At 39.2% G+C, this 12,874-nt stretch carries 9 protein-coding genes and 1 riboswitch; of the genes, 8 read left to right on the forward strand and 1 reads right to left on the reverse strand.

The window, feature by feature from the left end:
- The first annotated feature begins 66 nt into the window (after positions 1-66).
- From MPH60_RS06915 to MPH60_RS06930, 4 genes are all read left to right on the forward strand, one after another.
- Positions 67-1,983: an ATP-dependent DNA helicase gene (locus tag MPH60_RS06915; RefSeq protein WP_405389533.1), complete on the forward strand. Its 1,917-nt coding sequence runs from the start codon at positions 67-69 to the stop codon at positions 1,981-1,983.
- Between the two features lie 133 nt (positions 1,984-2,116).
- The gene (locus tag MPH60_RS06920; protein ID WP_241590215.1) at positions 2,117-3,634 is read left to right on the forward strand and encodes a carboxypeptidase M32; all 1,518 of its coding nucleotides are present in this window, start codon (positions 2,117-2,119) and stop codon (positions 3,632-3,634) included.
- A gap of 248 nt (positions 3,635-3,882) precedes the next feature.
- Positions 3,883-3,984: riboswitch (purine riboswitch) on the forward strand.
- Between the two features lie 162 nt (positions 3,985-4,146).
- Positions 4,147-4,746, forward strand: coding sequence for a xanthine phosphoribosyltransferase (locus MPH60_RS06925; protein WP_241590216.1), 600 nt, complete (start codon positions 4,147-4,149; stop codon positions 4,744-4,746).
- A complete protein-coding gene (locus MPH60_RS06930) occupies positions 4,739-6,052 on the forward strand; it encodes a nucleobase:cation symporter-2 family protein (RefSeq protein ID WP_241590217.1) in 1,314 nt (437 codons plus the stop codon). Before MPH60_RS06925 ends, MPH60_RS06930 begins: the two co-directional genes overlap by 8 nt.
- A 377-nt stretch (positions 6,053-6,429) precedes the next feature.
- On the opposite strand, the gene MPH60_RS06935 is transcribed toward MPH60_RS06930, so the two are convergent.
- Positions 6,430-6,711, reverse strand: a complete 282-nt coding sequence (locus MPH60_RS06935; protein WP_241590389.1) for a chemotaxis protein CheC — start codon at positions 6,709-6,711, stop codon at positions 6,430-6,432.
- A 325-nt stretch (positions 6,712-7,036) separates the two neighbouring features.
- On the opposite strand from MPH60_RS06935, the gene MPH60_RS06940 reads away from it, so the two are divergent.
- The 4 genes from MPH60_RS06940 (at position 7,037) to MPH60_RS06955 (ending at position 12,869) form a co-directional block, all read left to right on the forward strand.
- On the forward strand, positions 7,037-8,125 hold the full coding sequence (locus MPH60_RS06940; RefSeq protein ID WP_241590218.1) for a type III polyketide synthase: 1,089 nt from the start codon (positions 7,037-7,039) through the stop codon (positions 8,123-8,125).
- Entirely contained in the window at positions 8,125-8,655 is a 531-nt protein-coding gene (locus MPH60_RS06945; RefSeq protein ID WP_241590219.1) for an isoprenylcysteine carboxyl methyltransferase family protein, read from the forward strand. The genes MPH60_RS06940 and MPH60_RS06945 overlap by 1 nt, the downstream gene beginning before the upstream one ends.
- A 149-nt stretch (positions 8,656-8,804) precedes the next feature.
- Positions 8,805-8,963, forward strand: a complete 159-nt coding sequence (locus tag MPH60_RS06950; protein WP_241590220.1) for a hypothetical protein — start codon at positions 8,805-8,807, stop codon at positions 8,961-8,963.
- A 192-nt stretch (positions 8,964-9,155) separates the two neighbouring features.
- Complete coding sequence (locus MPH60_RS06955; protein WP_241590221.1) at positions 9,156-12,869, forward strand: dynamin family protein; 3,714 nt, start codon at positions 9,156-9,158, stop codon at positions 12,867-12,869.
- The last annotated feature ends 5 nt before the right edge of the window (positions 12,870-12,874 follow it).

Here is a 12,874-nt window from a genome sequence, read left to right on the forward strand (position 1 = left end):
TATACTTTTGCCTAAGATAATAATGATTCGAATTCTATATACTGATGATAGATAAAAGGGGAGACCATGATGCTTAAAACACTGCCTTTTTCGGTAACAAAGGAAGATTCTTTTTACGATAAGCTTTCAGAATGGATCGGTGATGTTTTTTACGATATTCTTCCCGAAAAAGGATTTGAGCTGCGTGACGAACAAATCTTCATGGCTTTTCAGTTAGAAAAAGCCTTTAAAGAAAAAAATGTAAGTTTTGCTGAAGCAGGGGTAGGGACCGGTAAGACTTTGGTCTATTTACTATATGCGATTTGTTATGCGAGATATACGAATAAACCGGCAATTATTTCATGTGCAGATGAAACGTTGATTGAACAGCTTGTCAAAGAGGAAGGCGACATCCAAAAAATCAAGAATGCTTTAGGTATTGAAGTGGATGTTCGGCTTGCCAAATATCACGATCAATATGTATGTCTTAAGAAATTGGATTATGCTGTGAATCATGAGGATTCAGAGGGGATAGATCAGCTCTATGATGAACTTCCCAAGTTTGTTCATGATAACTCATCCATGAACGCCTATACAGCATATGGGGACCGTAAACAGTATCCATATTTAAATGATGAAGACTGGTCTAAAGTTGGCTGGGATCAGCTTCAAAACTGTTTTACTTGTGATAAACGCCATCGTTGTGGGCAAACCCTATCACGGGACCATTACCGAAAATCAAGTGATTTGATCATTTGTTCACATGACTTCTTCATGGAGCATGTATGGACTAAGGAAAAGCGTAAGCGTGAAGGACAGTTACCATTACTGCCTGATCATAGCTGCGTTGTCTTTGATGAAGGTCATCTTTTGGAATTTGCTGCTCAAAAGGCTTTAACTTATAAAGTTGGGGAACAAACCCTTGCTTCGGTTCTGGAATTGCTAACAGCCAATCAGGTTCGTGAAGAAACCTTATACATCATCGAGGACTTAATTGATATCAATGAAGAATTTTTTGATTTGTTGGATGAAAAAGCGATACATGTCAGCGGATCTAATCGTTATGAAATCCCGATGTCAAAAGAAATAACAAGCTTTGCCCAAAAGCTTCATAAAAAGGTTGAAGAGTTAGAGGAGAACCTTGTTTTTGAAGCGGAAATGTACACGATCAATGATTATGATTTAAAAGTGACGGAAGAGTATTTAGAGCAGCTGGGCTACTCTCTTTCTCTATTTGTGAAGGATGAACAGGCGGTTTCCTGGTTTGAAGAAAATGAAATGACCAAAACATTGGTCATCATGCCAAGGCTTGTGCAGGATATCTTGTCTGAACAAGTATTCTCGAAAAAAATCCCTTACATTTTTTCATCGGCAACATTATCGGATAATAAATCCTTCCAATATATTGCAGATAGTTTAGGGATAGAAAAGTATGACAGCTTTTCCGTTGAATCACCATTTGATTACGATGAAGTCATGAAAATGAACATGCCGGCCTTCGATAATGGAGATCAATTGGCAAAACTTCAATATACAATGAAGACAATTGAGGAAAATGAAGGTCGAACACTAGTGTTATTCCATTCAAAAGAAGAATTGCAATGGTTCAAGGAAAACTGCCCAATATCATCTTATCCATTTTATTTTGAAGGGGAAGCGGAAATCAGTGAGCTTGTTAAGAAGTTCCAAGAGGATGAGCAATCTGTCCTTTTCTCCTATCATTTATGGGAAGGTCTCGATGTTCCAGGACCTTCATTACAAAATGTAGTGATACACTCGCTTCCATTCCCGCCTCGCGATCCGGTTTTCGAAGCCAAACGTAACTCGGTTACCGATTCATTCGAAGAAGTGGATCTTCCATACATGCTCCTTCGATTGCGTCAGGGAATAGGGCGTTTGATCAGGACGAGCAATGATACGGGAACCGTCCAGATTTTGATTGAAAAGGATCTTTCGGAACAAGTGAAAGAGAAGATTGTATCCATTCTTCCTGTAACGATTTAAATAAAACCCAATCCAAAATGAGAGCCAAGGGAACCCCTTGGCTCTTATTTATTTGAATTTATTAATCGGAGTGGTTCTGAAATGAAAGTCTTTTGTATAATATGGTAAAGTGTAGTTGGAAGGAGCAGTGAATATGAAAAAAAAGGGTATAGAACTGATAGAAAAAGAGTTTAAAGAATATGTAAAGAAAATCTCGGCTTATAATGAAGCTCTCGCGTTAATTTTTTGGGATTTGCGTACAGGTGCACCTAAAAAGGGAGTTGAGCAGCGTTCCGAAGTTATCGGTATGCTTTCCTCCGAAGTGTTTAATATGAGCACAAGTAAGGAAATGGAATCCTTCATTGCAGAACTTTCGATGGAAGAAGCCATTCTTAGTGAATCGATGAATAAGATGGTACAAGAGTGTAAAAAAGAGTTTGAAAGGAATAAGAAAATTCCAGCGAACGAATATAAGGAATTCGTCATTTTACAATCGCGTTCTGAAAGTGCATGGGAAGAGGCAAGGGAAAAAGCTGATTTTTCTTTATTTCAACCTTATCTGGAGCAAATTGTAGCATATACCCGTAGGTTCGTAGAGTACTGGGGATATGAAGGGGCGAAATATAATACCCTTTTAAACATATATGAACCAGGCATGACTGTAGACATACTTGACAGCGTATTCAGTGAGCTTCGGTCGAGGATCGTTCCATTGGTGAAACAGATTGCAAAAAGCGAACATAGACCGGAAACAGCGTTCCTATATAAAGAATTTCCAAAAGAAAAACAGCATCAACTCAACTTGGAAATTTTAAAACAGCTAGGATACGATTTCAAGGCTGGAAGGCTTGATGAAACAGTTCACCCTTTTGAAATTAGAATAAATAGAGGCGATGTCCGGGTGACGACCCGATACGATGAAAATGATTTTAGGGGGGCAATTTTTGGTACCATTCACGAATGTGGACATGCCATTTATGAGCAGAATATCGCCGAAGAGTTAACCGGAACACTTCTCGATAGCGGGACATCAATGGGGATCCATGAATCACAATCTTTGTTTTTCGAAAACTTCATTGGACGGAACCATAGCTTTTGGAAAAATAAATTTTCCTTATTAAAAGAATATGCTCCCGAACAATTCCAAGATGTGACGCTGGATGAGTTTTACCGGGGCATTAACGAATCAAAACCATCGCTCATCCGTATTGACGCAGATGAACTGACGTATCCTCTACATATTATGATTCGGTATGAACTGGAAAAGGCCCTCTTTAATGGGGAACTTGAAGTGAAGGATTTACCGGAAGTCTGGAATGAAAAATACAAGGATTATTTGGGAATCGTACCTGAAAATGATGCAATGGGCGTGTTGCAAGATGTACACTGGGCAGATGGCAGCTTTGGCTATTTCCCTTCTTATGCATTGGGATATATGTATGCAGCCCAAATTAAGCAATCGATGCTTAAAGATTTGCCTGATTTCGATGAACTGTTGGAAGCTGGTAATATTGAACCAATCAGGAAATGGCTTAATGAAAAAATACATAAATACGGAAAAACCAAAAAGCCGCTGGAGATTTTGAAAGAAACGACAGGGGAAGGCCTGAATGTCCAGTATTTAATAAATTACCTTGAAAATAAATATAAAGAAGTTTATAAAATCAAATGAATCATAGAAGAAGGACTTGTATTAAATCTCAAGCCCTTCTTTTTTTTATGGTCGCTGCAAAAACGCATGGTATAATACCAGTAAAATGGAATATGATGTTTTTTTGATAGGAAATCCAGGTTATTTAGGTTTGTGATTTCGCAATTTTCTAATAATACGAATAATGATTTATTTTTTTAATTTAAAGTTCGGTTTTTTATCAAAAATTACTTTTCAAATAGAGCCAACGTTGGTATAATTCATATATTAATAAAATATTAAGTTTCACTCGTATAATAGCAGGGATATGGCCTGCAAGTTTCTACCGGATTACCGTAAATAATTCGACTATGGGTGAGTAATAGATCTTGTTGCGTAGATGAAGGCCTTTGCTGATTCATTATTCATTCATGCCCAAGAAGTATTGCTTCACTCCAAAAAAGTGCCGCAATGTTTCTTGGGCTTTTTTATATGCCGGGAAATAATTGTGTGGTTTATGGGTCAATAAACATCCAAGATTGGGAGGAACCTTCATGCAACTTTTAAAGGAAAAAATCTTGTCCGAGGGTCAAGCTTTATCAGAAGATATTTTAAAAGTAGATTCATTCTTAAATCATCAAATGGATCCTATGCTAATGAAAGAAATTGGTAAAGAATTCGTTAAACGTTTCGAACACAAGGAAATCACGAAAGTGCTGACAATTGAATCATCAGGCATTGGTCCTGGTTTGATGGCTGCTTTGGAATTGGAAGTTCCGCTCATTTTTGCCCGTAAACGTAAATCACTTACTTTAACAAATGATTTAGTGACGGCGTCCGTTCATTCCTTTACAAAAAAAGAAACCAATACCATTACGGTTTCCAATAAATATATTGAAGCTGGAGATAAGGTCTTGATCATCGATGACTTCCTTGCGGTCGGACAGGCAGCCAGGGGCTTGGTGGAAATCTGTAAGCAGGTTGGAGCAGAAGTGGCCGGAATCGGCATCGTGATTGAAAAAGCATTTCAAAGTGGTGGTAAGGATCTTAGGGAACAAGGTTTCCAAGTGGAATCACTTGCACGAATTGCTGAGTTGAAATTCGGTGAAATAACTTTCGCTGAGGATAAGGAAGGAGCAGCCGTCAATGTCTAATCAATCACCATTAAAAGTTGCATCCTTAGGATTACAACATGTTCTCGCCATGTATGCCGGTGCAGTCGTCATTCCATTGATTGTCGGTGGGGCGCTGGGATTGACTGCAGCGCAGTTAACTTATTTAGTATCGATAGACATTTTGATGTGCGGGATAGCAACTTTATTGCAAGTGTGGAAAAATAAATTCTTTGGAATTGGGCTTCCGGTCGTCCTAGGCTGCACATTTACAGCAGTTAGCCCGATGATTGCAATTGGTACGCAATATGGAATCAACTCCATTTATGGATCTATTTTGGCGTCGGGATTGATTGTCATTATCATTAGTAAGTTCTTCGGAAAACTGGCAAGGTTCTTCCCGCCCATTGTCACTGGATCGGTCGTTTTGATTATTGGCATTACGCTCATTCCTGTTGCCATCAACAATCTTGGTGGAGGCCAGGGAGCTGCTGATTTTGGAGACTTGAACAATGTAGCGCTTGGTTTTGGAACTTTGTTATTTATCATATTCATGTATAAATTCTCGACGGGATTCGTACGTTCCATTTCTATTTTATTGGGGCTGTTAGTCGGTACCTTTGCGGCCTTCTTCCTTGGAAAAGTAGATTTTAGCTCAGTGGTCAGTGCCAATTGGCTGCATATGCCTCATTTTTTCTACTTTGGAACCCCGACATTTAACGTCACGGCGATCATTACAATGACATTGGTGGCAATCGTCAGCTTGGTGGAATCAACTGGTGTTTATTATGCCCTTGGTGAAATCACGGATAAAGAAATATCAGAAGACGATCTAGCTCGCGGATATCGTGCTGAAGGTCTGGCCATCATGATTGGCGGTTTGTTCAATTCGTTTCCGTATACAGCATTTTCACAAAATGTCGGCTTGATTCAATTGTCTGGCATTAAAACAAGGAATGTCATATACACAACAGCGGGCATTCTCATTTTCATAGGATTTGTTCCAAAAATCGGTGCTTTCACGACAATTATCCCTTCATCCGTGCTTGGCGGAGCAATGGTTGCGATGTTCGGGATGGTAATTGCCGCTGGAATTAAGATGTTGAGTAAAGTGGATTTTGCTTCTCAAGAAAATTTATTGATCATCGCTTGTTCAGTAGGTATGGGACTTGGGGTGACGGTCGTTCCTGAACTATTTGCACAAATTCCGGAAAGCTTTAAAATCTTGACGGAAAACGGTATCGTAGCCGGAAGTTTGACAGCCATTTTCTTGAATATCGTATTTAACATCATCCCTACAAAAGGGAAAGTGAAGGAAACGCATATTGAAGGGCGAAATGTAGCCTGATCAAAATAGTTTCAGTTAACTTGATAGATTCACACATTAAATGCCCAAAATCCTCAGGAGATAAGGATTTTGGGCATTTTTTCATTTAGGCCGAATAATATCATTGATAATGAAATTGGCATTTTGTCAGATAAAAGGAAACTCTCTTCACTTTTTGAATATATTGATAGTATATGTTCAGGAAAGTAGTGATAGGGATGGAGAAAAAATATTGTATTCATTGTCGGACCATTCTAAACCAGGAGTATAGGTGCAGTGTGTGTGGAAAAGAGGAGTTTCAAAATATCATTATACAAGTGCAAAATCAATCTTCAGTAAAGAAGGAAGAATGAAAGTGCCCCTTACCGATTATAGGTAAGGGGTTTTTTGTTTCGTGATTACATTTCAATCAGTAAGGTGACCTGAAGAGGACCTACGCCTTCCAATGAAGTGGGTAAATGGATTGCTTCATGAAACCTATCCATTTTGGTATCGCCCACAATGACGGTGGGCGGTGTAATATCAATCAATGCATCCTCATCTGTTAAAGAAGTGGCAATGTTACCGGCAAGCATGTTACCGAATTCTGCTGCAAAAGATTCAAGCATTTCACCTTCTAACGGCATGCCAAACATGCTTTCACCTATTTTACCCATGCATCCGTTAGTCCCCCCAATCATTATTCTCACACGGATATCCCCTGTCATGCCAATAAGGACGCTAATGAATTCCTGTTTGAATGTCCAAGAAAGAACTAACGGACTTAACGGCCACGATGATTCCATTTAACAATTTTGTGATTATTGTGTTGATTTCCAATTTCGTTCCACCGCTTGTATGGTAATGTTCTTTATTTTATCAAATATATAGTCATTTTTACCTAGTTGTTTAGAAAAAAAGAAAAAATATTATGAAATGCCAATAAATATAACCAAATAGCTATAAAGCATAATTGATATCCGGGTGGGTATATTAACCATATCATGAATAATCAGGGGTGGAATCATGCCATATTTATTATCTGCATCACATATAAAGCTGCCACATTTACTCTCACAGGAAAAGATCATGGAATTTTCGAGAGAAATATTTGGAGCATCATTTAAGAATATAGAACGGTTACTAAAAGCCTTTAAGAATGGGCAAGTGGAAAATCGGTATTTTTCAAATGATCTTGAATGGTTTAAAGAGGATCATTCTTTTGCCGATCGTAATGATTTATATATGGAGCAGGCAGTCAAGTTTGGGAAAGAAGCTATAGAAAAATGCTTAGCCAACAGAGAATTTTTAAAAGAAGAACTGCAGGCAAACGAGCTAGATGCTTTCTTCTTTATCTCAAGCACGGGTATTGCTACCCCGACCATTGATGCCAGGATAATGAATGAACTTCCATTTAACCCGCATACTAAAAGGATTCCGATTTGGGGGCTTGGCTGTGCAGGGGGAGCGAGCGGCCTATCACGTGCTTTTGAATATTGCCAAGCATACCCGACGGCGAAGGTCATTGTTTTAAGCGTGGAGTTATGCAGTCTGACATTTCAAAGGAACGATATTTCCAAAAGTAATTTAATTGGAACTTCCTTATTTTCTGATGGAGTAAGCTGTATTTTGGTTTGCGGTGATGAAGTGCCGAATGAACAGTTTTCAAAAAAGGCAAGGCATTTACAATTTTTGGATTCTCAATCTACGCTTATGCCGAATTCATTGGATGTAATGGGTTGGGATGTTAAAGATCAAGGATTATTCGTGATCTTTTCGAAAGATATCCCTACAATCATCAAGGATTGGCTTAAACCGAATGTTCAAGAGTTCTTAATGGAGAATGGATTCGATCTAAGTGACATAAAAGATTTCATCGCTCATCCTGGAGGCAAAAAAGTAATCGATGCTTATCACGAAGCCCTCGGATTCGATGAAAGCATGACGGCAGAGTCAATGAGAGTATTGAAGGAATTTGGAAATATGTCCTCAGCAACTATTTTGTACGTCCTGGAGAGGTTCATGCAGAGGGGCGGGAATAAAGGTGAGCTGGGCTTGGCTGCTGCATTAGGGCCTGGGTTTTCATCTGAACTTGTGTTAATGAGGTGGACGTAATGATCTTTGCCATTTTCATTATCTTGATCGCAATACAACGCCTGGTTGAATTATATATCGCCAAACAAAATGAAAAACAGCTGAAAGCTGCAGGAGCAGTGGAATACGGTGAGTCCCATTACAGATGGATGGTTCTAATGCATCTTAGTTTTTTTATTGTTCTCATTATTGAAGTGATCATGCTTGAAAGGAATATGTCTGGACTTTGGCCAATTTGGCTGACCCTGTTTCTAATTGCGCAGTCAGGCAGGATTTGGGCAATCCGTTCATTGGGAAAACATTGGAATACAAAAATCATAGTGGTTCCTGATGCCGATGTAGTCATTAAAGGTCCTTATAAATATTTCAAACATCCGAACTATATCATAGTCGCAACTGAGATTTTAGTTATTTCCTTATTATTCAATGCATATTATACTGCTATCATCTTTAGTTTATTGAATGTTTGGATGATGACGGTAAGAATCCCGCTGGAAGAGAAGGCATTGAAGGAACACACGGAATATTCTACGGTTTTTAAGGGAAAATAATAAAAAAATTAATTTCTTATTGAAAATGATTATCGTTCGTGATAAGATTCTAAATGAAGATGAAAATTATTCTCATTCAGATCTCGATAATTTTATTTAAATAACTAATAACTAAAAGCTAAACAATATATAAGAGGATGGTGTTAGTAATGGTTTGGGTATTCATTTTATTGACAATCGCTACATATGGTTTTGTGATGATACATGTATTGAATAATATTCAAAAACCGGCAAAGGCAGTAAAACCTTATACCGAGTCACCAATTGAAAACCGAGCTGCTTTTAACCCCACCCCTACAACCAGGTAAACATCCTGGTTTTTTTTTTGCATTCCAAGTCAATATGAATCAAACTGCTTGAATCCACCAATCGGTGGTTTTTTTTTTGAACATGGACTGTAATGAATCATATAGTAAAAATAAAGCTGATGGTATGAATAACAATCGAAATCGTTTACAATAAGAATATCAAAATGACGATAGATTAAGGGGTATGGATTCATGATTCAAGAAACATTAAAGCAACAGTCCAAATTGGGGATTTTGACTGCCATGTATGAGAAATTTCAATCGGCAGGTGATACAGGCAATGCCGATAAACTGAAACAGTTAATCATGAAAGTGAATAATGAGGAGTTCATCATTGCTTTTTGCGGGCATTTTTCAGCGGGGAAATCCAGTATGATCAATTTTTTCCTTGGTGATCAAGTACTGCCTTCAAGTCCGATTCCAACGAGTGCAAATACGGTAAAAGTCCAAAAAGGGGAAGACTATGCCAAGGTCTTTTACCATCATCAGCCACCCGTATTATTTCCTGCACCTTATGATTTTAAAGAGGTCAAGAAATTTGCCAAGGATGGAGACTCAGTATCGGCAATAACGATAAGCTCCAATGATTTTTCACTGCCGGATTCATGTGCGATCATGGATACGCCAGGAATTGATTCAACAGATGATGCACATAGGGTCTCTACGGAATCTGCCTTGCATCTGGCTGATGTTGTCTTCTATGTCATGGACTACAATCACGTTCAATCAGAGGTGAACTTCTTATTCACGAAAGAATTGTTAGAGGCTGAAAAACCGACATACTTAATTATCAATATGATTGATAAGCATGATGAGAACGAGCTTAGCTTTCAAGACTTCAAGCTTTCCGTTACTGAAGCATTTGCGAACTGGAATGTATATCCTGATGGGATTTTTTATACTTCGGTAAGAGACTTGAACAATAGTGAAAATGAAATAGAAGTGGTCAAGCAATTCATATATGAAATGGCTGGCAAAGGTCTAAATGATGGCAAAGATGCCATCATGCAATCGGCTAATGCCCTTGTCGAAAGGCATCTTAATTGGCTGAAGGAGCAGTATGAAGAAGAGCATGCCGATGATTTTGAAGTATTGTCAGAACTTCCTCATGAAGAACGAGTACACCTGACGAATCAAGTGGACAGCCTGTTGAAAGAAAAAAAATCATTAACGGGACGCATAGAGGACATCAAGGTCCAATATGCTGATGCATTAGAAACGATTTTGAAAGGTGCGTACATCATGCCCGCGGCAACACGGGACCTAGGTAAATCTTTCTTGGAATCGGCTCAGCCCGACTTCAAAATGGGATTATTATTTGCCAAGAAAAAAACGGATGCCGAACGTGAGGCACGTATCAAGGCGTTTTTGAACGATTTACAAGAAAAGGTGAAAACCCAGCTTGAATGGCACCTTAAAGAATTAGCCGTTAAAATGCTTAATCAAGCGGAGATCCATGATTCAACACTTGAAGGTAAGGCTCAGGCACTTCAGATCGAGGTAACGGAATCTTACATAAAAAATTCTTTGAGGCCACAAGTCGATATTACGGGTGAATACGTTTTAAACTATACGAATGATTTGGCATCAGCCATCAAAAAGAAAGCCCGTGATGTATCTGAAGGATTTTTAAATGATATGGTTGCCGTTATGGAAGGAGTAGTGGAACAGCAGTCCATATCCATCGATAAGGAGCTTGAAGGTTATTCTGAATTTGCGGAAGCCCTTAAAGTTACTGCTGCGATGAACGCGGAAATCGTTTACCAAACGGAGCGATTAGAGGCCATTGCGAATCAAACTGAATCATTAGTCGATGAGCGCGATATTGATATGCTTTTAACTCAATGGAATGAAGAGGAAAAAAATATTACGGTCAAAATCATGAAAACCGATAAAGGAAGTAATTCTAGTTCCGTCAAGGAACAAATTGAAAGTGATCATGATAAAGAAAACAAGGAAGCTGTACCTTCCGTGACTGTTTCTTCAGCTGATGCTGCTGATTTACGCGGAAAAGAAAAACTGATGGAGACTGCAGCGAGTTTACAACAGGCGGCCAAGTTAATCCAACCTTTGAGAGGATTTCAATCACTTTATAAGGAATTGAAAGAGAAGGCAAATCGCTTGGAACAGCAGACGTTCACGGTTGCCCTCTTCGGTGCATTCAGTGCGGGCAAATCTTCCTTCGCCAATGCGTTGATGGGAGAAAGCGTCCTTCCTGTATCACCAAATCCGACAACTGCGGCAATCAACAAAATCATGTCTTCGGATGCAGAGCATCCACATGGAACGGCAACCGTCAAATTAAAGACCGAGGCGATGCTGTTGGAAGATGTAAGCCTTGCCTTGGCAGCTTTTGATAAATCGGCAAAGACTCTAGATGAAGCCCTCCAACTAGCAGGTCAAATCATTGCGAAGGCGGGGGAAGTCGATAAGGGGAAGACTCATTTATCCTTTCTAAGGGCGTTCCATCAAGGGCTGCCTGAGTACCAAAATGATTTAGGAAATGTGGTTACGGTAGATCTTGAAGGATTTAAACGTTTTGCTGCAGAAGAGTCCAAGTCATGTCTAGTTGATCTGATTGAATTACGTTATGACTGTGAAATGACTAAGCAGGGGATGGTCCTTGTTGACACCCCTGGGGCGGATTCGATAAATGCACGACATACAGGAGCAGCTTTCGAATATATTAAAAATTCGGATGCCATTCTTTTTGTGACCTATTATAATCACCCATTCTCTCGGGCAGACAGGGAGTTCTTGATACAACTTGGACGTGTCAAAGATTCATTCGCTATGGATAAGATGTTTTTCATTGTCAATGCCGTCGATCTGGCACAAACCACTGACGAATTGGACGAAGTGATGGATTATGTCACAGATCAATTGAATGGTTTCGGAATCCGTTTTCCAAAACTGTTCCCGCTTACGAGTAAAGGAGCGTTGATGGAAAAACAAACGCCTGGTTCATTTAAGCATTCGTTCCTTCCTAATAGCGGAATCTCGGAATTCCAAGGCCAATTCGATTCTTTCATAGAAAACGATTTAACTGGCCTTGCAATTGAATCGGCTCAAGCGGCTGTAAAAAGAACGGAAGAACTGCTACGAGATGTAATTACAGCTTCAAGGCAGGATGAGAAAGCGAAACGAAATGCCCTGGAGGCCCTTTCACAAGAGGCACAGGCCATTTCTGAACTCCTTTCAGTCATTAAAGGGGATGCGGAAAGGCAACGTTTGAAAAAAGAAGTCGACGAATTGACCTTCTATAGTAAACAACGAGTCTTCTTCCGGTTTAATGATTTCTTCAAAGAATCGTTCAATCCGGCTGTTTTAAAAGATGATGGAGGCGACCTGAAAATTGTCCTCAAGCAATCGATGAAGAACTTATTGGATGCGTTAGGCTTTGACCTTGCCCAGGAAATGCGGGCAACGGCACTAAGGACGGAAATGTTCGTAAATAAATTACTGAATGAGAAACAAAGCAGTTTGCTTCAGCAAATGCAAAAAGTAAGAAGAACCCTTTCACTGCAGCCATATGAACCTAATGAGAGGGAGTCCATTGAATTTACTGGAGCTTTTGCCCAATTGGATACGGGGGAATTCAAAAAGGAATTGGCGCTATTTAAAAATCCAAAATCTTTCTTTGAAAAAAATGAAAAAGCGAAAATGAGCGAAGGTCTTCAGAAGCGTTTGGATGAACCTGCCCTTATATATGTTAAAGAACAAGGTGAGCGGATTTTCGAAATGTATAATGAAGTCCTCGATCAAGAGTTACTTGCGATTCAAAAAGAGTTTAAGACGGAAATATCGGATATCTTTGCAGGCTTACGTGCAGCATTGGAGGAAACGGTCGATTTACCGTATTATGAAAATGCTGTAGCTGAATTGGCAAAAATGCATTCGAAATAGAAACG

The organism is Peribacillus sp. Aquil_B1 (genome assembly GCF_022603275.1).
Lineage (GTDB): Bacteria > Bacillota > Bacilli > Bacillales > DSM-1321 > Peribacillus.

Coding starts and splice junctions, on each gene's coding strand:
- MPH60_RS06915 (WP_405389533.1), top strand. CDS start 67: ATGATGCTTAAAACACTGCCTTTTTCGGTAACAAAGGAAGATTCTTTT.
- MPH60_RS06920 (WP_241590215.1), top strand. CDS start 2,117: ATGAAAAAAAAGGGTATAGAACTGATAGAAAAAGAGTTTAAAGAATAT.
- MPH60_RS06925 (WP_241590216.1), top strand. CDS start 4,147: ATGCAACTTTTAAAGGAAAAAATCTTGTCCGAGGGTCAAGCTTTATCA.
- MPH60_RS06930 (WP_241590217.1), top strand. CDS start 4,739: ATGTCTAATCAATCACCATTAAAAGTTGCATCCTTAGGATTACAACAT.
- MPH60_RS06935 (WP_241590389.1), bottom strand. CDS start 6,711: ATGATTGGGGGGACTAACGGATGCATGGGTAAAATAGGTGAAAGCATG.
- MPH60_RS06940 (WP_241590218.1), top strand. CDS start 7,037: ATGCCATATTTATTATCTGCATCACATATAAAGCTGCCACATTTACTC.
- MPH60_RS06945 (WP_241590219.1), top strand. CDS start 8,125: ATGATCTTTGCCATTTTCATTATCTTGATCGCAATACAACGCCTGGTT.
- MPH60_RS06950 (WP_241590220.1), top strand. CDS start 8,805: ATGGTTTGGGTATTCATTTTATTGACAATCGCTACATATGGTTTTGTG.
- MPH60_RS06955 (WP_241590221.1), top strand. CDS start 9,156: ATGATTCAAGAAACATTAAAGCAACAGTCCAAATTGGGGATTTTGACT.